The organism is Mycobacterium sp., assembly GCF_049281135.1.
In the GTDB taxonomy this organism is placed as follows: Bacteria; Actinomycetota; Actinomycetes; order Mycobacteriales; family Mycobacteriaceae; genus Mycobacterium.
In genome coordinates this window covers 1-20296 of the sequence record NZ_JBAPRN010000211.1, presented here as the reverse complement: position 1 = coordinate 20296, position 20296 = coordinate 1, and the positions used below count along the sequence as shown (strand labels likewise).

Here is a 20296-nt window from a genome sequence, read left to right as displayed (position 1 = left end):
CGCCACGGCGATCGAACGCGCGGTGCTCGGTCTGGAGAACCTCGACGACGTCAACGACCTGATCGATCTACTGGCCCCGCCGGTCTCCGGCGCACTCGACTGAAAGGACAACACATGGCCACCACATCTGCCCGACAGAACCTACGCGCCTTGCTTGACCGCCGCGAACTCGTGATCGCACCAGGTGTTTTCGATGGGATAACGGCCCATCTGGCCCGGCGCACGAACCAGGCCGCGGCATACATGACCGGCGCCGGTGTTGCGGCATCCGGATTCGGCCTGCCCGACATCGGACTGGTCACCGCCACCGAGATGGCCGAGCGCGCGCGCATGCTGGTCGGTGTGCTCGGTGACGTCCCGCTGATCGCCGACGCCGACACCGGCTACGGCACCGCGATGAACGTGGTACGCACCGTCCGCCTCTACGAGCAGGCCGGCGTCGCGGCAATCCAATTGGAGGACCAAGTATTCCCGAAGCGCTGTGGGCACCTGGAAGACAAGCACGTCGTCGATGCCGCCGAGTTCGAGCAGACGTTGGCCGCCGCGCTCGACGCCCGTAGCGAAGACGACCTGCTCGTCGTCGCGCGGACCGACGCGCGAGCCCCGCTCGGCTTGGATGCCGCGATCGAACGAGCGAATCGATACGCCCAAGCCGGTGCCGACGTGATTTTCGTCGAGGCCCCGCAGAGCATCGAGGAGATCGAGCGCATTGCTCATGAGGTCGACGCGCCGCTGCTGATCAATCTGGTGCTGGGCGGCATGACGCCACTGGAATCGGCGACCCGGCTGCAGGAGTTGGGCTACGCCATCGCCATCCACCCCAGCAACCCACTGGCCCGCGCGGTACTCGGCATGCTCGAAGGCCTGTGTGAACTCAACGGCGGCAACCTCGCCGACCATCTGCCGGGTAAGCCCGTCGAATTCTTCAACCTGGTCGGGATGGCGGAATGGCTCGACCTCGACGCCAAATACGCACGCTTGGAGGAAGTCCGATGAGCATGACCATCATCGAGAAGATCTTCGCCCGCAAGGCCGGCCTGGACCAGGTGTCAGCGGGCGAGACGGTCGTCGTGGACGTTGATATGACGGTGCTGATCGATCTGCAGTTCGCGACGATGTGGCTACAGCCGCTCCGCATCCATGATCCCGACAAGCTGGCGATCGTGATGGACCACGCGGTGCCCGCACCGACCATCAAAGACGCGGCCGGCGGTCCGCTTGCCCGCAAGTTCGCCGCCGAGTTCGGTATCGAGCATTTCTACGACGTCGGCCGACACGGCATCTGTCATCAGGTCATCGCCGAGAACGGGCTGGCCCGGCCCGGAGAAGTATTGGCCTGCACCGACTCTCACACTTGCGCGGCCGGCGCCTACAACACCGCCGCCCGCGGACTCGGCCCGGCCGAGGTGTTTTCGATCATGTGCACCGGCAGCACCTGGTTCCAGGTCGCGCCGACCATCCGCTATCAGCTCGAGGGCGTCAAGCCCGATACGGTCAGCGGCAAGGACATCTTCTTGCACATTGCCGACGAGTACGGCGACGCGGCCAACCTCAACCTTGAATTCGGCGGACCGGGGCTGGCCAGCATCCCCATGCACGATCGACGCACGATCGCCACCCAGGGCGCCGAGATATCCGCCGACTTCAGCACATTCGAACCCGACGAGGTGCTGACGTCGTATCTCAACGACCGCCGCATCACCGGATACGACGCCGCCGCAGCCGATTCCGACGCGCTGTACCAGCAAGTGCGACCGGTGGACCTGGCCGCACTCGAACCCTACGTGGCCCGCCCGGGCACCGTGAGCCGCAACGGCGTGCCGGTCTCGCGGATAGAACGGCAGAAAATCGACCAGGCCTTCATTGGGTCATGCGCCAACGGCCAATTGGAAGATCTGGAGATCACCGCGAACATATTGCGCGGCAAAACCGTTGCGACCGGTGTGCGGCTGCTCATCACGCCGGCGTCCCAGGCGGTGTACCGCGAAGCGATGAGGCTGGGCTACCTGCAGGACATCGCCGATGCGGGCGCGGTGATCACAAATTCCACCTGCGGAGCGTGCTTCGGCTACCACATGGGGGTGGTGGGACCGGGCGAAGTGTGTTTGACGTCGAGTACCCGCAACTTCACCGGCCGAATGGGCAGCCCCGACGCCGAGATCTACATGGCCTCACCCGCGACCGTTGCCGCATCGGCGCTCACCGGCTACATCACCGACGCAAGGAGCGTGACCCCATGACACTGGCCATCACCGGAAAGGTCTGGGTATTCGGCAACGACCTCAACACCGACGCCATGTACCCGGCCTTCGCCATGAAGATGGATCCACCCGAGGCAGCCAAACACGTCTTCTACGAAGTGCGGCCCGGCTGGACCGACGAGGTGTCGCCGGGAGACATCGTGATGGCCGGCAAGAACTTCGGGCTGGGCTCGTCGCGCCCAGTCGCCGCGCTGTTCACCGAACTCGGCATCGCCGGACTGGTCGCCGAAGAGTTCAATTCGCTGTTCTTCCGTAACGCCGTCAACGCCGGGCTGCCCGCGATGACGCTGCCGAAGGCAACCACCATCTTCAGCGAAGGCGACACCGGGACGTTCGATTTGGGTTCAGGCGCATGGCGCAACGACACCACGGGAGCATCGGGATCGGTGCCCAAGCTGCCCGATCTGATCCTCGACATCATCTCCAGTGGCGGCGTGCTGCCGAGGCTGGCGGAGCAGGGTTACCTGCCCGCCGAACTCGGCGACCTGCTCAGGTCCAGCACCGTCGCGATTCGCGGCGCGGGCAGCGGCGCATGATCGGCAAGCTGCTGCGCAATGTCCGCGCCGGGGAGCATCGAGGCCCGTTGGCCGGTTCGGGTTTCGCGGCGCCCTCCGCAATCACCGTCACCAGTGCGACGTTCAGCGACGGCGGGGCACTGCCGAAAGCATGCGCCGGCAAGGGCGTGGGCGATGACGCCTCTCCGCAGCTGAGTTGGACCGGATTGCCACCAGAAACCCGGCAAGTCGTGTTGATCATCGACGACGTCGACGTTCCGCTCCCTCGCCCACTGCTGCACACCGTCGTAGTGATCGACCCGGCAGTGCAGAACATCGACGCCGCAGCGCTGCAGCCGGAGACTGCCGGATTACGTTTCATTCCGGGCAGTTTGGGGCACCGCGGCTACGCCGGTCCGCGCCCGATTCCCGGTCACGGCCCGCATCGCTACCGCTTTCTGGTGTTCGCCCTCGACCGGCCGATCCCGAACAGCGTCACCACCAGCAAGGCGCTGCTGAACCAGATGGCCGGACACGTGCTGGCCCGCGGCATGCTGACCGGCACCTACGAACGCTCATGAGCGGGCTGACCATTGGCTTGGCCAAGCGCTCGGCCACGTTGAGCTTCGATCAACTACCCGACGATGTCATCGCCATGGCCCGGCTGTGTGTTCTGGACTGGCTGGGCGTGACCCTGGCCGGAAGCCACGAACCGGCAGCACGCATCCTGCTGCAGACACTGGCGCCTAGCGCCGTCGAGGACGGGGCCAGTGTGTTCGGCCATGCGATTCGGGTCAGCCCGCGACAGGCCGCGCTGATCAACGGGACATCGTCGCATGTCCTCGACTTCGACGATGTGAACGCAACGTTGATCGGCCACCCGTCGGTGGCGATCCTCGGAGCCGTCTTGGCGTTGGCGGAATCGCTGCACAGCAGCGGACCAGAGTTCCTGTGCGCGTTCGTCGCCGGGTACGAGACCGCGTGCCGCGTCGCCGCCGCTGTCGGTCCGGTCTCCTACCTGCGGGGCTTTCACCACACCGGGACGATCGGCACACTCGGTGCCGCCGCGGCCTGCGCACGACTGCTGTCGCTGGACGCCGACCGCACTGCGACAGCATTGGCATTGGCGGCCACCCAGGCCGCCGGACTCGGCTGCATGGTCGGCACGATGGCCAAATCATTTCACGCCGGAAAAGCCTGCGAGAACGGAATGCTGGCGGCCCTGCTGGCCCGGAACGGTTTCACCGCAACCGAATCGGCCGTCGAATGTGCGAAGGGTTTCGCCGCCACGACGAGCGGCGAATGCGATGCGGCCGCCGCACTCGGCGAGCCGCCGATGGGCTGGCACATACTGAACAACCTCTTTAAATTCGACGCGTCGTGCTACATGACGCATTCGACACTGGCCGGCATCCGCGACCTGCGCACCGAGCACCAGTTCAACGCCGAACATATTGCCGAGATTCGTGTGCATTTAGGCGAACTGGAATACGCCACCTGCGCACTGCCCAGCCCGGCAACGGGACTCGAAGTCAAATTCAGCGTCGCGCACCTGGCCGCCATGGCGGCCCTCGGCCGGTCCACCATGGTCATCGACGACGCGGCGGCCCACGACCCGGCGACCGTCGCGCTGCGCGACAAGGTGATCGTCACAAGCGACGGCACGTCTGGCGCACCTACGCATGTCGAGGTGACTCTGAACGACGGGAGGCAACTGGCAACAGCTCGCGACGTCAACACCCCGGAAAGCGATCTGGCGCTGCAGCGCCGGCGGCTCGAGGAGAAATTCCGGATCATCACCACACCGCATCTCGGCGCGGACCGCGCCGAGGCGGTAGTCACCAGTGTCCAAACATCCGCGGCCGCCCTCGACGTGCGCGGAATCAGCGAACTGACCCGACACTGATTCTCCGCAGATGCGTCGCAGCGAAGCGCCGTGTCCGTCGACTTCTGCTGAGTACGCTGATCGGATGTCGGAGCTGGTGTTGCGTGAACGCCTGATCGATCTAGAAGTGCCACGTGAGGATGTCGCACGCGGCCGGGCGCTGCGAAAGACCGTCCCACGGCGCGCTCTCGCGCAGCTGACTCCCTCTCCGCGAACAGCCACCGAGATTCTCGTCGCTCAAAACGCCAGCCGACTACCCGAACTCGTCCCGCTGCGTTTTGCCCGGATGCTGGCCGACCCGTTCTCGTTCTACCGAGGTTCGGCAGCGGTGATGGCCGCCGACCTCGCCGCAAGCCCGTCGACAGGAATCGAAGTCATGTGCTGCGGTGACGCTCACGTGTCGAATTTCGGCATGTACGCTGCTCCACATCGCTCAATAGTCTTCGACCTGAATGATTTTGACGAGGCCGCTGTCGCACCCGCGGAGTGGGACGTCAAACGCCTGATCACCAGCGCGATCATCGGGGGTCGCCACGCCGGGTACCCGGGCAAGGCCATCCGCCGTTGCGTCGAAGAGGCATTGGTGGGCTACCAAACCAGTCTGCAGGCGATGCTCGAGGAGATGAGCGTCCTGGACCGCTACTACCTGCGGGTGGAACCAGAGCACTACACCGGGAATCTATCCAAGGGATCGCAGGCTCTGATTCAGAAGACGATATCCCGGGCGCGCACGCGAACGTCGGCTCGTGTCTTCCAACAGATCACCGAGATCGGGCCCGAGGGAACACGGCGCCTGCGCGAATCGCCGCCCGTTCTCCAGCACGTCGACGAGGAGATCGAAGCCCCCCTGGTCGAGTCGGTTCAGGAGTATCTGGCCGCAGTCCCAGCTGACGTCGCGCTGTTGTTGTCACACTTTCGCGTCACCGACGTGGCCCTGCGAGTAGTTGGCGTCGGCAGTGTCGGTACCCGGTGTTACTTGGTCATCATGGTCGGCCCCAACGACACACCGATGATCATGCAGATCAAAGAGGCCACTCGATCAGTGCTCGAAGAGTACGGCGGTTGGCGCCAGCCAGACACGCTGACCGCGGCGATTGAGGCCAAGGGCCAGGGCGTGCGCGTCATCGATGGCCAACGGATTCTGCAGGCGATGTCGGATGTGTTCCTCGGGACGACACGCAAAGACGGCCGCGACTATTACGTCCGTCAGTTCCACGACATGAAGGGCACCATCGATACGGAAGGCATGTCCCCTTCTACATTCCGTGATTACGTCAGCGCATGCGCGGTTCTGCTGGCGCGGGCGCACTCGCAGAGCGCGAATGCGTCGATACTGCGCGGATACGTCGGCAATAGTGACAACGTCCACGGTGCGGTCGCCGCGTGGTCGTACGAATACGCCGACAAGTCGCTCGACGACTTCCACCAACTGTGCGCTGCGGCCGCGGCTGGTGACATCGAAGTCGCCGACGATCCTGCCCGCTGAACGCCCTCAGTCCTCCGGGACCTCGCGCTCGATCGCATCGAGCCACGCTCGGGCCGACATGTCCGAGGGGGCGCGCCAGTCCCCGCGCGGCGACAGCGATCCCCCGTGGGAAACCTTGGGCCCGTTGGGCAGGGCTGACCGTTTGAACTGGCTGAACGAGTAGAAACGCTGCACGAAGATCTGCAGCCAGTGCCGGATCTCCTTGAGCGAGTAGGACGGCCGCTTGCTTTCCGGATATCCCGGTGGCCAGTTGCCTTGATCGGCATCGCTCCACGCGTGCCACGCCAAGAAGGCGACCTTCGCCGGCCGGAAGCCGTAGCGAAGGATCTGGAACAGCGAGAAATCTTGTAGCGCAAAGGGACCGACCTTCGCTTCGCTGCTCTGCAGCTCCTCTTCTTCGCCGGTGGGCACCAGTTCGGGGGTGATCTCGGTGTCCAGCACCGACTGCAACACCGCGTCCACATCCGGCGGGAACTGATTCGAGGAGATGACCCAGCGGATCAAGTGCTGAATCAGCGTCTTGGGCACACCCGCGTTGACGTTGTAGTGCGACATCTGATCGCCGACACCGTAAGTGGACCAGCCCAGTCCCAGCTCGGAAAGATCACCCGTGCCCAGAACGATTCCGCCGCGCTGATTGGCCAGGCGGAACAGGTAATCCGTGCGCAGCCCGGCCTGGACGTTCTCGAACGTGACGTCGTAGACCTTCTCGCCGCGCGAGAACGGATGGTCCATCTCCGTGAGCATCAGCTTCGCGGTCTCGCTGATGTCAATTTCGGCAAAGGTGACTCCGAGGGCACGGCAGAGCTCGACCGCATTGCGTTTGGTGCGTTCGCCGGTGGCGAAGCCTGGCATCGTGAACGCCAGAATGTCGCTGCGCGGCCGGTCTTCTCGGTCCATTGCACGCGCAGCGACGATCAACGCATGCGTCGAGTCGAGACCACCGGAAACTCCGATCACGACTTTCGGGAAGTGCAACGCGCGCAACCGCTGCTCGAGGCCGGCGACCTGAATGCTGTAGGCCTCGTAACAGTCCTGCTGCAACCGATTCGAATCGGCCGGCACGAACGGGAACCGCTCCACCTCGCGGTACAGGCCGATATCACCAGCCGGTGGGTCGACCCGAAACTCGATCCGCCGGAACGATTCCGCGACCGCCCGGTGGCGGCGCCGGTTGTCGTCAAACGTGCCCATCCGCAACCGCTCTGCGCGAAGCAGTTCGAGGTCGACGTCGGCGATGCTGCGTCGCTCCCCCTTGGGAAAGCGCTCCGACTGGGCAAGCATGACGCCGTTCTCCCAGATCATGGTCTGGCCGTCCCAGGCCAGGTCGGTCGTCGACTCGCCTTCTCCGGCAGCGGCGTACACGTAGGCGGCCAGGCATCGCAGCGACGCGGAACGGGCCAGCAGCGAGCGGTCATCGGCGCGGCCGATCGTGATCGGGCTGCCGGACAAGTTGGCCAGCACCGTCGCACCTGCCAGCGCCGCTTCGGCGCTGGGTGGAACCGGCACGAACATGTCCTCGCATATCTCGACGTGCAGGACGAAGCCGGGCAGATCGGATGCTGCGAACAACAGGTCCGCGCCGAACGGTGCTTCCAGGCCGGCGATCCGAATGGTCCCGCGCTCGTCGTCGCCGGGTGCGACCTGGCGACGCTCGTAGAACTCGCGGTAGGTCGGTAGATACGACTTGGGTGCGACACCGAGCACAACGCCGCGGTGGATCACTACGGCGGTGTTGTAGATGCGATGCCGGTAACGCAGCGGAGCGCCGACCACCAGGACGGGCAGCAGATCGGTAGAAGCGGCGACGACATCGACCACGGCGTGCTCAACGGCGTCCAGCAGCACGTCCTGGAGCAGGATGTCCTCGATGGAGTAGCCGGACAACGTCAATTCGGGGAAAACCGCCAGCGCGACACCATCGTCGTGGCATTGCCGCGCCAGCCGCAGAACCGAGTCGGCATTGGCCGCGGGGTCGCCGATCGACGCGTGGTGTGTGCACGCGGCGACGCGGGCAAAGCCCTGGCTGTAGGCGTTGTAGAAGTCCATTGCCCCTCTATTGTCGCCCAGACGTCGCCAAAACCGGTGGATCGGGTGCCGTCACGCCGCCCAGGCCCGGGCCTCCGACCGCGCTGTAGCTACGAGAGCGCATGCGGCGTGACGAGGAATTTCTCCCCGGTGGCGCGCTTCACGTAGGCGTTGAACGCGTCGGGCCTGAGCATTCCGGCGAGCGACACTTCCTGGGTGTAGGCGCTGGCGAAGCTCGTGGTGAGCTCCGCCGCCACCCTGTTTCGGAGCCGTCCGATGGTCTCGGCGCCGGCGTTCTGCAGGAAGTAGGTGAGCAGCCATCCGCCGATACCCCACGCCATGCCGAAGTTTCTGACCAAGGTCGTCGGGCTCGTATCGAGTCCGCCATAGATGTACACCTGCTTGTGCACGGTCGACCCGTACCGCGAGTACTCCGCGCCTGTCGAGTTGGCCGCCTTCTCCATGCCGTTCAGGATCTGACTGGCCAGCGTCCCTCCGCCGGTGGCGTCGAACGCAATAGTGGCCGACGTCGCTGCGAGTGCCTCGGTGAGATCCGTCTCAAATGAGGGGGACGCCGAATTGCACACATGCGCTGCGCCGAGCGAACGCAGCAACTCCTCTTGGTCAGGCTTGCGCACGATGTTGACCAGCGGTACATCATCCTTCGCGCAGAGCTTGACCAGCATCTGACCGAGATTCGACGCCGCAGCCGTGTGCACCAGCGCTGAATGACCCTCGTGGCGCATGGTTTCCAGCATCCCGAGCGCGGTCAGCGGATTGACGAAGGACGACGCCCCGTCCCTGGCGGTGGCGCCTTCGGGCAAGACGAGGCATGCGGAAGCATCAACCGCTCGGTACTGCGCGTACATCGCACCGCCGGCGATCCCGACCATTTTTCCCAGGAGTGCCTGCGCCGCTGGCGACGACCCCGCGGCCACGACGGTGCCGGCACCCTCATTGCCCACGGGAAGTGATTGGTCGACGCGAGCTGACAGCGCGTCCAACACCTTCGCGCCCAACGGTGCAGTGACGATGGGCCGCTCCGCTGTTCCCGCTACGGTCGCCGTCGTCATGTCCGCGCCCGGGATGAGGACACCCAGATCCGACGGGTTGATTGGCGCGGCCTCAACGCGCACCAACACCTCGTTGGCGGCGGGCGTTGGGACCGCAACGTCGCGCAGGGAAAGCTCCAGCGTGCCCTGCGATGTCACCAACGATCGCAATTCCAGTGCTTGATCGGGCAAATCTGTCATGGGGCCGCCTCGTTCCTGTGGTGGGATGTTCTCGACGGTAGGAACCCGCAAAGCTGTCATAGATCTTCCCTGTTGGTCTTTGAGTGCATCCGCCCGGCCTGCCTCCGCTGAATCCGTACCCTCGAATGGGTGACGGCTGGGCATGCGGAATCTCCAGAGTTGGTCGGCTTGCTGGCAGGTCGCCGGGTGGCCGTGCTGACCGGAGCGGGGATGTCCACCGACTCCGGCATACCGGACTACCGCGGACCCGATTCGCCGCCGAGCAATCCCATGACGATTCGCCAGTTCACCTCCGACCCGGTGTTCCGGCAGCGGTACTGGGCGCGCAACCACGTCGGCTGGCGGCACATGGACGACACCCAGCCCAACGCCGGGCATCGCGCGGTGGCGGCACTCGAGCGCAACGGGGTGGTCAACGGCGTCATCACCCAGAACGTCGACCTGCTGCACACCAAAGCCGGCAGCCGCGACGTGATCAACCTGCACGGCACTTACGCACAGGTGATCTGCCTGAGTTGTGGGCATTCCATGAGCCGCGTGGCGCTGGCCGAGGAACTGGACGCGCTGAATCCCGGTTTCACCGAGCGAGTCGAGGCTGTCGGTGGCTTGGCGGTGGCTCCAGATGCGGATGCCGTCGTCGCGGACACCGCGTCGTTTCGCTACCTCGACTGCGCATTGTGCGGTGGCATGCTCAAACCCGACATCGTGTATTTCGGCGAAAGCGTGCCTAAAGGCGTTGTTCAACAGGCTTTTTCACGTGTCGAGGATGCTGAGGCACTGGTGGTCGCCGGTTCGTCGCTGACAGTGTTCTCCGGCTACCGGTTCGTGCGTCATGCTGCGGCGCTGGGTATCCCGGTCGCCATCGTCAACCGGGGACCCACCCGCGGTGACGACCTGGCCACCGTCAAGGTCGATGGCGGCTGCTCGGAATTGCTGACGCTGCTGTCCGAGGAGCTCGCGGCGGCGGCGGTGCGCTGACGCTAGCTTGCGTTGCGATCCACGGTCACCGCCACCTTGCCTACTGGGCTGCGGCCCGCCTTCAGCGACTCCAGCCCCGCACTAATCGCATCGACGGAACTGTCGATGGTCTGTCCGATGTGCGGGACCACAAGTCCCTGCGCGCCCCACTGCATCGCCAGATGCATCCCGCGCCGGAGAAACACGCGCGCGTCGCTGTCGAGCGTGGTGGGTTCCGAAAAATAGCGCAGCAGATTGACGTTGACATGTTTGGCGTCACGCTCGGCCAGGATGGCATCCACCGGACTGTCCGTTTCGACCAGGCGTGTCGTCTTGCCGGGGCCGACACCGAGCACGACCCAGCTGCCAGCTCGCCGGACCGATTTCGCGCTCTCGATAAAGCCTTGTTCGCTGTACGTGGCGTCGTAGACGACGTCAACGCCCTCGCCGCCGGTCAGCATAGCGATCTCGGCGGCGATGTCATCGCGCTGGTAATTGAAAACATGGTGGGCGCCGCTCTGCCGGGCCAGGGCGATTGATTGCTGCGTGCTGCCGCTGCTGATGACCAGACCGGCCCCCAGGGCTCGCGCAGCCATCTGGACGGCAAGATGCCCGACGCCTCCCCCGCCGCCGGGGATGTAGACCGTGTATCCGGGCTGGAGCACCGGATACAGACCCGCGAAAGCCGACAGAAAAGCCATCGGAAGCGCCGCCGCATCGCGAAAGCTCAGCGACGGTGGCTTGCGAGCGGTAAGGAATTGCGGCGCAAGGGCATAGCAGTCCTCGGTTCCACTCTCGCCCCTTGCGATCCAGCCACCGTCACCGTTCAAATCGGCCATCGCCGCCACTGCGTCACCGACTGCTAAGCCAGTCACGCCATTGCCCACCGCGACCACGACGCCGGCGAGGTCAAATCCGAGAGCGACGGGCGGCGTACGTCCCATGAAGTTCAGGTCGGCCAACTTGTACTCCAGTGGGTTGAGCGACGAGGCGGCCACCCGGATCAGCACATGATCGGCGGCCGGCTGCGCGACGGGAACACGCACCGCTTCCAGCGGCAGCCCAGCTCGGTCTCGTGTGTAACCGACGCCGAGGAACGTCTCCGGAATTTTCTGAGCCTGGTTCATGATTCGGTGAGCGCCGTCGGCACGGGGGCGTCCAAGATGGCCAGCAACGCCGCAAGCTTGCGATCCAATTCGATTCCCACCGCAGCGATTTCCGGTGTGTCAAAGCTGCCGAACTGGGTGCTGGGTTGGTCCACGGTGAACCACGTGACGCCGTGCGCCTCTTCCACAATGGCGGTACGCAGGGGCGCATACAGCAGGATGGCCGGGTTGTGGCGGTACATCTTTTCGGCGATGGTGTGGTTGCCCATCAGGTACTCGACACAACGGCCGCGGTCTCCGGCCAGACTCATCAGCGACGTGAAGTCGTGAGACCAATAAAGAATGAAGTCGTGTGGCGCGTTCTCGGCCGTGGCCTCGAGAATCGTCTGCCAGTTGACGCCCCTCTCGATGAGGGAGTCGAACCGTGCGCTCTGGAACACAGGCACCGCGCGCTCATAGCGATGCCTGAACCCGTCGAACGAGTCGTCGATACGAATCGTCAGCCGGTCGACCTGATGCGAGGTCGTCTCAATCGATCCGTCAACTGATTGAGTCATGGCGTCTCTCGTCTCTCGTCGTTCGTGAGAGTCATGCGGCCGTGATGCCCAATTCGGCTAGCCTGTCGCGGTTTTCCTCGAGCCATTCACGTTCGTGGCCCGGCTCGGCAATGAACAATCCGGCATCCATGACGTTTGTCGGATCGATCTCGGTCACCGAGATCCATAGGTCGGCTTCCGGCTGACCCGAGTTCCGTGTCCAGATCCACGAGAGCTCACGCAGCATTGCTCGCCGTGTTTCCAGGTCACGTCCGCGGCGGTTGATGGCGAGAATCAACGACTGCGCCGCGGGTTTACCGGCCGAGAAGCACTCGCCTTCCGGCAGGTCGTGGAACAGAACCTTGACCCATGACGCCGGAGCGCCGGTGACGTCGCAGTACAAGCTGGTCATCTCTTCGGCGATCTTGGCCTTCGCGGACTTGGTCAGCAGTCCTTTCGGGCTGTAGCACTGGTAGATGGGCATCTCGACTTCCTCCTAATTATGTCGGTCATCATACTTACTGATAACCGGCACGCTACAACTAGACCCATATCCTGTCAATAAATATGTATGATGAGCGACATGCCACAAAGGACCGACAGCAAGGAGCGCATGGTCGCCGCGGCGCGCCGTCTGTTTCGCGAACACGGCTATCTCGGCACGGCGTTGTCGGACGTGATCACCGAGAGCGCCGCACCGCGCGGGTCGATCTATTTCCACTTCCCCGGTGGCAAGGAGGAACTCGCCATCGAGGTCACCCTCCTGCACGCCGCCGACCGCATGGCGCACATCAACCGTGCGGCGGCGGCCGCCACCACCGCGGCGCAACTGATTGAGATCTTCATGGGCCGCGAACGCGACGACCTAGTGGCCAGCGGCTACCGCGAGGGGTGCGCTGTGGCTCCGATCGTCATCGAGTCGACGCCGGCTTCCGATCAGCTCAGCGACGCAACCCGACGCGCCTTTCAGGATCTGATCACCACGCTGGCCGCGCGCTTCGCCGAGAAGGGCGTCCCACAAGAGCGGTCTGTAGAGCTGGCCACGAATGTGTGGACCAGCACGGAAGGAGCGCTGATCCTCAGCCGCACGTTGCGCAGCCCGGAGCCATTCGATATGGCCATGGCGCTGCTGACCGCAGCCGCCGACGACCGCTAGCGGCTCAGAACGTGCAGGGCATGCTGCGGATGCCGTGAATGAAGTTGCCCGGGACGTGCACGGGTTCGCCCGCCTGGATGTCCGGCAGCTGACTCAAGAGCTCACCAAAGATCGCGCGCAGTTGCGCCCTGCCCACATGGGCGCCCAGGCAGAAGTGCACCCCGCCACCGCCGAAACCGAGATGCGGGTTCGGGCTCCGGCCCAGATTCAAGCGCTCCGGATGGTCGAAGACCTCGGTGTCCCAGTTGCCCGACGCATAAAACATCACGACCTTCTCACCGGCCCGGATGGTTTTGCCGTGAAGCTCGAAATCCGTTGCAGCGGTGCGACGGAAGGTCATCACCGGGCTGGCCCAGCGAATGAGCTCCTCGACCGCTCCGCCGATGCGGTTGTCGAAATCCTCCATCAGCCAGGCGCGCTGATCGGGAAAGTCAGTCAGCGCCTTCAACCCATGGCTGATCGTCTGGCGGGTGGTGTCATTGCCCGCGACGGTGAGGAGCACAAAGAACGCCGCGATGTCAGCGTCGGTCAACCGGTCACCGTCGACCTCGGCGTTCACCAGACTGGTGAACAAGTCGTCGCCGGGATGCTCCCGGCGCTCTGCCGCGAGCATGCCGGCCACCTGGTGTACGTAGGTCTGCGCCTCGACCAGCATCTCCAGCGGGTGGCGGCCATTGAGGTACTCCGGATCGCCCCACGAGACCGTGGCATCCGCGGCGTGGGCCAGGCGTTCCCGCTCCGACTCAGGGATACCCACCATGTCCGACAGCGTGCGAATGGGTAATTCCTTGGCGCAGAGGTCCACGAAATCGGCACCGCTGCCTGCAGCTTTCAGCTCCTGCACAATGGTTTTGGCGTTCGCCTTGATCGAATCCTCGATGCGCCTGACCTGCCGTGGGGTGAACGCCGCGCTGGCGAGTTTGCGAAGGTAATTTTGCCGCGGCGGATCCATGGCCAAGAAGGACTGCGACGCTTCGAGCAACTCCACGGGGAGGTTCTCGAACATGACCCCCTTACCGGACAAAAACACCTCGTTGTTGCGACTGACGTCGGCGATGTCGTCGCGTCGGGTGATCGCCCAGTAGCCCGGGTCGTCAGGGTCGGACAATATCGCGTCTTCCACCGGGGGGTGCCAGCTCACCGGGCGCTCGGCTCGCAGGATGGCGAACGAGCGCTCCCGCTCTTCTGCGCTGCTGGCCCAGAACGCGCGCGAAGAGAGATCGATGGGGTCGTAGGCGCGGGGGGTGGCGGCCGTCGCTGTCATGCGAAATCCTCCATCGGCTATGACGCCGGTCACAGGTTCAAGACACCGATGACTCTAGGTCTAGACAGAACGTCTAGTCAAGGTGTCATACTTCTGACATGCCGTCAGTCACCCGTAAGCCGCAAGCCAAGCGGCAGGAGCGACGTGAGCAGATCGAGCGCCGGTTACTCGACGCCACCGAACGCCTGATGCGCGACGGCGCGAGCTTCACCGAACTCAGCGTGGACCGGCTGTCGACCGAAGCCGCGATGTCGCGGGCCAGTTTCTACATCTACTTCGAGGACAAAGGCCACCTGCTGCGCCGGCTGGCCGGCCAGGTGTTCGCCGATCTCGCCGAAAGCGCCGAACGCTGGTGGAGTGTGGCGTGGCGACACGATCCCGATGACGTGCGCGCGGGGATGGCCGCCATCATCGCCAGCTACCGGCGACATCAACCGGTACTGGTGGCGCTGAACGAGATGGCCGCCTATGACCCGTTGGTCGGTGCGACGTACCGCAATTTGCTGACCGCTATCGGCGGGCGATTGACGCGTGTCATCGAAGACGGCCAAGCCGATGGCTCGATCCGCCGCGAGCTGCCGGCACCGACCACGGCAAGTGCTCTCACCTGGATGGTCGAGCGGACCTGCCAACAGAACCTGCCGAGTAACCCACCTGAATACGATAATGAGCTCGCCACGACATTGACCCAAATCATCTGGGGTGCTTTGTATTTAAAGCATCTGGCTACTTAGACGGCCACCAGGTCGTCGGCGTGTACTGCGGGACGACGGAGCTCGGCGGGTAACTCCGAGGTCGACCGGCCGATCATCGTGGTCAGCTCGGCGGCGTCGTAGGCGACCACTCCGCGAGCCACCAGGGCCTGGTCCGGCCCGGTCAAGTCGACGACGTCGCCGCCGTGAAATCGACCGGACAGTGCGGTGATTCCGGCCGGCAATAGTGAACGCCGTTGACCCAGAACGGCACTCACCGCACCCTCGTCGAGGGTGAGCGCACCGGCGGATTCGGCGGCGTATCGCACCCAGAACCGGCGCGCCGACATACGATTTGGCCGCGCGGCGAACACCGTGCCCGCCGAAGCATCCGCCAGTGCCGCTTCGGCATTGGCGGCAGCGGCCAGCAGCACGGGCACGCCGGCATCGGCGGCCAGCAGCGCCGCCGACACCTTGGACGCCATCCCGCCGGTGCCCAGGTGACTGCTCTGCCCCGCGATCACGCCTTCCAGATCGGCCGGCCCGGAAACCTCTGGGATGAAATGTGTTTGGTCGGACTTGCGCGGGTCGGAGTCGTAGAGGCCGTCGATGTCGCTGAGCAGTACCAGTGCGTCGGCGCCGACCAGGTGGGCCACGAGGGCTGAGAGCCGGTCGTTGTCGCCGAACCGGATTTCGTTGGTGGCAACGGTGTCGTTCTCGTTGACAATCGCCACCGCATGCAGGGCACGCAACCGGTCCAGCGTGCGCTGGGCGTTGGTGTGCTGCACCCGCATCGAAATATCGTGCGCGGTCAGCAGGACCTGACCGACGCTGCGCTGGTAGCGGGCGAATGCGCTACTCCACGCATTGACCAGCGCGACCTGTCCGACACTTGCCGCGGCCTGCTTGGTGGCCAAGTCGGCGGGACGCTTCGTCAGCCCCAGTGGCTCGATGCCGGCGGCAATGGCCCCCGACGACACGATGATGACGTCGGAGCCCGCTTTCATGCGCGCCTCGATGGCGTCGACCAGTCCGGCGAGCCGGCCGGTGTCGAACATGCCGGTCGGCGTGGTCAGCGCGGTGGTGCCGACCTTGACGACGACGCTGCGTGCCGTCCGAACAGCCTCGCGCGCAGGACTATTCATGGTCACCGTGCTCGCGACGTTGCTTCCTGGCTGCCTTACGCTCGTCGGCGCCGACCCGGTCGGTGTTTTCCAGACGCATGTCCGTGCCGCGTCGCGTCATCACGGTGTCGATACCGGACGGCGTCTGCGGCTCCCAGTCGAACGTGACGTCGCCGATGGTGACCGCGCAGCCCGGCCGTGCACCGAGCCGCACCAGTTCTTCTTCGACACCCAGCCGGGCCAGCCGGTCGCCGAGATAGCCGACCGCTTCGTCGTTCTCGAAGCTGGTCTGAGCGACCCAGCGTTCAGGCCGACGGCCGCGGACCACAAACCCGCCGTGCCCATCCGATTGCACCGTGAAGCCGGACTCGTCGACGGGCACCGGACGGATCACCGGTCGTCGTGGCACCAGCACCGGCTGCGCGGCCTGGTATTCGGCGACCATGTCGGCAAGCCCGAATATTAACGGCTGCAGTCCTTCTCGGGCAACGGTGGAAACCACGAACACCGGCCAGCCGCGCTCGGCGATCTCGTCGCGGACGAACTCGGCCATCTCACGGGCCTCCGGCACGTCGATCTTGTTGAGCACCACCGCGCGCGGGCGCTCGACGAGGTCGACCAGAATTGAATCACCTTGCAGCGTCGGGGTGTAGGCGGCCAGCTCGGCTTCCAGCGCGTCGATGTCGGAGATCGGGTCGCGGCCCGGTTCCGCAGTGGCGCAGTCGACGACGTGCACCAGCACCGCACACCGCTCGATGTGGCGCAGGAAGTCCAGACCCAGCCCGCGGCCTTGCGACGCGCCGGGGATCAGACCCGGTACGTCGGCGACGGTGAACGTCCGCTCCCCCGCCGACACCACCCCCAGGTTGGGAGCCAGCGTGGTGAACGGGTAGTCGGCGATCTTCGGCTTGGCCGCCGAGATCGCGGACACCAATGAGGATTTGCCCGCCGACGGGAATCCGATCAAGCCGATATCGGCAACGGTTTTGAGTTCGAGGGTGAGGTCGCGGGCTTCGCCCTTCTCACCGAGCAGAGCGAATCCGGGTGCCTTACGGGCCCGCGATGCGAGCGCGGCATTGCCCAGCCCACCGCGACCTCCGGCGGCGGCTTCGAATCGAGTGCCCGCGCCGACCAAGTCGGCGAGCATCCGGCCGTCCTCGTCGAGCACCACCGTGCCGTCGGGAACCTTGATCTCCAGATCGGGACCTGCGGCGCCGGCGCGGTTACCGCCCATGCCCTGCTTGCCCGACGCCGCGTCGACATGCGGATGGAAGTGAAAGTCGAGCAGGGTGTGCACCTGAGGGTCGACGACCAGCACAATGCTGCCGCCGTGGCCGCCGTTACCGCCGTCGGGTCCACCGAGGGGCTTGAATTTCTCGCGATGGACCGAGGCGCAACCATTTCCGCCGGAGCCTGCCCGCGTATGGATGACGACTCGGTCGACAAACCGGGGAGGCATCGGAATTCCTCTTACTCTTCGAGGGTGAAGCTAGTGCGGCCTCACACTCGCGACGCTCAGTCGGTCGACGACGCGGCCGAGACGATGTTGACCGTCTTGCGTCCGCGCTTGACACCGAACTCGACGGCACCGGCCGCCTTGGCGAACAACGTGTCGTCGCCGCCACGGCCGACGTTGACGCCGGGGTGGAAGTGCGTGCCGCGTTGGCGGACGATGATCTCGCCGGCCTTGACGATCTGGCCGCCGAACCGCTTGACGCCCAGTCGCTGAGAGTTTGAGTCGCGGCCGTTACGTGAGCTGGAAGCGCCCTTCTTGTGTGCCATGTGTTGTCGCCTCCGCTACTTGATGCCGGTGACCTTCAGGACCGTCAGCTGCTGACGGTGACCCTGACGCTTGTGATAGCCGGTCTTGTTCTTGAACTTGTGGATACGAATCTTGGGACCTTTGGTGTGCTCGAGCACCTCACCGGTCACCGCGACCTTGGCCAGCTCGGCGGAGTCGGAGGTGACGCTGGCACCGTCGACGACCAGCGCGACCGGCAGCGACACCTTGGCGCCGGGCTCGGAGTCGAGCTTCTCGACCTTGACGACGTCACCAACGGCAACTTTGTACTGCTTACCGCCGGTCTTGACGATTGCGTAGGTCGCCATGGTTACGTCTACCTCATCCTCTGGTTCTGCTGGTTCGTACTGGTTCGTGCGGGCGTCGCGCAGCCAAAAGGTGCGCGGGCTGGTCTGGGAGTGTCGGCCAAAACCGGTCAGCGGGCCTGTCGACAACTGGTCAAGGGTACGTGACCAGCGGCTACAGGGTCAAACCGGCTAGTCAGTCCTCATGCGCCGGCGGACCGGCCGGTCGTGCCGCGGCCCGGCGTCGACGGGGTCGCCCATCAGGCGCGGTGACGGCCGCGACGTGGGCCTCGGGTGTCTCGTCGGAGTCCTCGTCGTCCTCGTCGTCGTCTTCGTCGTCTTCGTCGTCCTCGTCATCGTCGTCGTCTTCGTCGCTGTCGTCGTCATCGTCATCGTCGTCGTCGAGGTCGTCGTCATCGAGGTCTTCATCGTCGAGATCGACCTGGTCGGTGTCGTCGTCAGCATCGTCTTCGTCGTCGGCGTCTTCGTCGTCACCGTCGTCGTCGCTGTCGCCGAAGTCGTCGTCGTCCAGGTCTTCTTCCGCCGCCTGCCGCGCGACCTGCTTTTTCAGCTGCTCGTCGGACTCGGCGTCCTCCCGGCCCTGATCGCCGATCGCTTCTTCCTCGTGATCGGTGTGCGCAGATTCGTCGGTCTCGTCGTCATGGCGACCATTGGCCGCGGCCATCGCCTTGAACATCGGGTGCTCGGCTGCATGGGCGGGCACCTTGGCGACCGCCGGTTCTTCGACCTTGCCCTTCTTTGACCGACGGCCGCGCCGGCCGCCGCCCGACTCCGATTTGCGGCCGGTGGCCGGTGCCGAGTCGACCGGATCGGCGTGCAGCATGATTCCGCGGCCGCTGCAGTGCGGACACGTCGTGGAGAACGCCTCGATCAGCCCGGTTCCGAGCCGCTTGCGTGTCAGCTGCACCAACCCCAGTGAGGTCACCTCGGAAACTTGGTGGCGGGTGCGATCGCGGGCCAGCGCCTCGGTCAGCCGGCGCAACACCAGGTCACGGTTGGATTCGAGCACCATGTCGATGAAGTCGATGACGACGATGCCGCCGATGTCGCGCAGTCGCAGCTGACGCACGATCTCCTCGGCCGCCTCCAGGTTGTTCTTGGTGACGGTTTGCTCGAGGTTGCCACCGGACCCGGTGAACTTGCCGGTGTTGACGTCGACGACGGTCATCGCCTCGGTTCGGTCGATCACCAGCGTGCCACCGGAGGGCAGCCAGACCTTGCGGTCCATCGCCTTAGCCAGTTGCTCGTCGATGCGGTGCACCGCGAAGATGTCGGGGCCCGCCACGCCCTCGGCGGATTCCGCGGGCTCATACTTGTTGAGCTTCGAAACAAGCTCGGGCGCAACCGAACTCACGTATTCGTTGATGGTGGTCCAGGCGTCTTCGCCAGAGACGATCAGCTGACCGAAGTCTTCGTTGAACAGGTCGCGAATGACCTTGACCAGGACGTCGGGCTCCTCGTAGAGCGCGACCGCGGCGCCGGCCGCCTTATCCTTGGTCTCCTGAGCACGCTCGGCGATCTGCGACCATCGCTCCTGCAGCCGGTTGACGTCGGCGCGGATGTCGTCCTCTTTGACGCCTTCGGAGGCGGTCCGGATGATCACCCCGGCGTCCGACGGCACGACCTCGCGCAGGATCTCCTTGAGCCGCTGGCGTTCGGTGTCGGGAAGCTTGCGGCTGATCCCGGTCGACGATGCACCCGGCACGTACACCAGGTAGCGACCGGCCAGGGATACCTGCGTGGTCAGTCGGGCGCCCTTGTGGCCGACGGGGTCCTTGCTGACCTGAACGACGACGTAGTCGCCGGGCTTGAGTGCCTGCTCGATCTTCCGGTTGGACCCGCCCAGGCCGGCGGCCTCCCAGTTCACCTCGCCGGCGTAGAGCACGCCGTTTCGGCCGCGGCCGATGTCGACGAACGCGGCTTCCATCGACGGCAGCACGTTCTGCAC

General features: G+C 65.0%; 20 protein-coding genes. 9 read left to right on the top strand and 11 right to left on the bottom strand.

The features are described from left to right. The first annotated feature begins 114 nt into the window (after window positions 1-114). The 6 genes from WAN02_RS08875 (at window position 115) to WAN02_RS08850 (ending at window position 6126) form a co-directional block, all read left to right on the top strand. Window positions 115-996, top strand: coding sequence for an isocitrate lyase/PEP mutase family protein (locus WAN02_RS08875; RefSeq protein WP_422263785.1), 882 nt, complete (start codon window positions 115-117; stop codon window positions 994-996). Next, on the top strand, window positions 993-2240 hold the full coding sequence (locus tag WAN02_RS08870) for an aconitase/3-isopropylmalate dehydratase large subunit family protein (protein WP_422263784.1): 1248 nt from the start codon (window positions 993-995) through the stop codon (window positions 2238-2240). Before WAN02_RS08875 ends, WAN02_RS08870 begins: the two co-directional genes overlap by 4 nt. Before the next feature lie 8 nt (window positions 2241-2248). Further along, window positions 2249-2797, top strand: coding sequence for a 3-isopropylmalate dehydratase (locus WAN02_RS08865; RefSeq protein ID WP_422263786.1), 549 nt, complete (start codon window positions 2249-2251; stop codon window positions 2795-2797). After that, the gene (locus WAN02_RS08860) at window positions 2794-3336 is read left to right on the top strand and encodes a YbhB/YbcL family Raf kinase inhibitor-like protein (protein ID WP_422263783.1); all 543 of its coding nucleotides are present in this window, start codon (window positions 2794-2796) and stop codon (window positions 3334-3336) included. Before WAN02_RS08865 ends, WAN02_RS08860 begins: the two co-directional genes overlap by 4 nt. After that, window positions 3333-4661 (top strand): MmgE/PrpD family protein, encoded by a 1329-nt coding sequence (locus tag WAN02_RS08855; protein ID WP_422263782.1) that lies wholly within the window; start codon window positions 3333-3335, stop codon window positions 4659-4661. The genes WAN02_RS08860 and WAN02_RS08855 overlap by 4 nt, the downstream gene beginning before the upstream one ends. A 64-nt stretch (window positions 4662-4725) precedes the next feature. After that, window positions 4726-6126: a DUF2252 domain-containing protein gene (locus WAN02_RS08850; RefSeq protein WP_422263781.1), complete on the top strand. Its 1401-nt coding sequence runs from the start codon at window positions 4726-4728 to the stop codon at window positions 6124-6126. Between the two features lie 6 nt (window positions 6127-6132). Here WAN02_RS08850 and WAN02_RS08845 read toward each other — a convergent pair whose 3' ends face one another. After that, window positions 6133-8175, bottom strand: coding sequence for an NAD(+) synthase (locus WAN02_RS08845; RefSeq protein WP_422263780.1), 2043 nt, complete (start codon window positions 8173-8175; stop codon window positions 6133-6135). 89 nt (window positions 8176-8264) lie between these two features. Beyond that, the gene (locus tag WAN02_RS08840; protein ID WP_422263779.1) at window positions 8265-9407 is read right to left on the bottom strand and encodes a zinc-binding dehydrogenase; all 1143 of its coding nucleotides are present in this window, start codon (window positions 9405-9407) and stop codon (window positions 8265-8267) included. A 129-nt stretch (window positions 9408-9536) separates the two neighbouring features. On the opposite strand from WAN02_RS08840, the gene WAN02_RS08835 reads away from it, so the two are divergent. Next, window positions 9537-10385 carry an SIR2 family NAD-dependent protein deacylase gene (locus WAN02_RS08835; RefSeq protein ID WP_422263778.1) on the top strand — a complete coding sequence of 283 codons (849 nt, stop codon included), beginning with the start codon at window positions 9537-9539 and terminating at the stop codon, window positions 10383-10385. A 2-nt stretch (window positions 10386-10387) separates the two neighbouring features. Here the strand turns inward: WAN02_RS08835 and WAN02_RS08830 are convergent, their stop codons facing one another. The 3 genes from WAN02_RS08830 to WAN02_RS08820 are packed head-to-tail and all read right to left on the bottom strand — an operon-like array spanning window position 10388 to window position 12490. After that, entirely contained in the window at window positions 10388-11491 is a 1104-nt protein-coding gene (locus WAN02_RS08830) for a quinone oxidoreductase family protein (protein ID WP_422263777.1), read from the bottom strand. After that, window positions 11488-12027, bottom strand: a complete 540-nt coding sequence (locus tag WAN02_RS08825; RefSeq protein ID WP_422263776.1) for a DUF302 domain-containing protein — start codon at window positions 12025-12027, stop codon at window positions 11488-11490. Before WAN02_RS08825 ends, WAN02_RS08830 begins: the two co-directional genes overlap by 4 nt. Before the next feature lie 31 nt (window positions 12028-12058). After that, window positions 12059-12490: a tautomerase family protein gene (locus WAN02_RS08820; protein ID WP_422263775.1), complete on the bottom strand. Its 432-nt coding sequence runs from the start codon at window positions 12488-12490 to the stop codon at window positions 12059-12061. A gap of 99 nt (window positions 12491-12589) precedes the next feature. Here WAN02_RS08820 and WAN02_RS08815 point away from each other — a divergent pair, with 99 nt between their 5' ends. Beyond that, entirely contained in the window at window positions 12590-13162 is a 573-nt protein-coding gene (locus tag WAN02_RS08815) for a TetR/AcrR family transcriptional regulator (protein ID WP_422263774.1), read from the top strand. 4 nt (window positions 13163-13166) lie between these two features. Here WAN02_RS08815 and WAN02_RS08810 read toward each other — a convergent pair whose 3' ends face one another. Continuing rightward, window positions 13167-14426, bottom strand: a complete 1260-nt coding sequence (locus WAN02_RS08810; protein WP_422263773.1) for a cytochrome P450 — start codon at window positions 14424-14426, stop codon at window positions 13167-13169. Window positions 14427-14524: 98 nt separating this feature from the next. Between WAN02_RS08810 and WAN02_RS08805 the strand changes: the two genes are divergently transcribed. Then, window positions 14525-15160 (top strand): TetR/AcrR family transcriptional regulator, encoded by a 636-nt coding sequence (locus WAN02_RS08805; protein WP_422263772.1) that lies wholly within the window; start codon window positions 14525-14527, stop codon window positions 15158-15160. Here the strand turns inward: WAN02_RS08805 and proB are convergent. The 5 genes from proB to WAN02_RS08780 form a co-directional block, all read right to left on the bottom strand. After that, entirely contained in the window at window positions 15157-16263 is a 1107-nt protein-coding gene (gene proB, locus WAN02_RS08800) for a glutamate 5-kinase (protein WP_422263771.1), read from the bottom strand. The two genes, WAN02_RS08805 and proB, sit on opposite strands and share 4 nt — an antisense overlap. After that, window positions 16256-17701, bottom strand: coding sequence for a GTPase ObgE (obgE, locus tag WAN02_RS08795; protein WP_422263770.1), 1446 nt, complete (start codon window positions 17699-17701; stop codon window positions 16256-16258). Before obgE ends, proB begins: the two co-directional genes overlap by 8 nt. Window positions 17702-17757: 56 nt before the next feature. Further along, complete coding sequence (gene rpmA, locus WAN02_RS08790) at window positions 17758-18024, bottom strand: 50S ribosomal protein L27 (protein WP_422263769.1); 267 nt, start codon at window positions 18022-18024, stop codon at window positions 17758-17760. Between the two features lie 15 nt (window positions 18025-18039). After that, window positions 18040-18351: a 50S ribosomal protein L21 gene (gene rplU / locus WAN02_RS08785; protein ID WP_422263768.1), complete on the bottom strand. Its 312-nt coding sequence runs from the start codon at window positions 18349-18351 to the stop codon at window positions 18040-18042. A 172-nt stretch (window positions 18352-18523) separates the two neighbouring features. Then, on the bottom strand, window positions 18524-20296 hold a 1773-nt coding region (locus tag WAN02_RS08780; protein WP_422263767.1), incomplete at its 5' end, for an Rne/Rng family ribonuclease.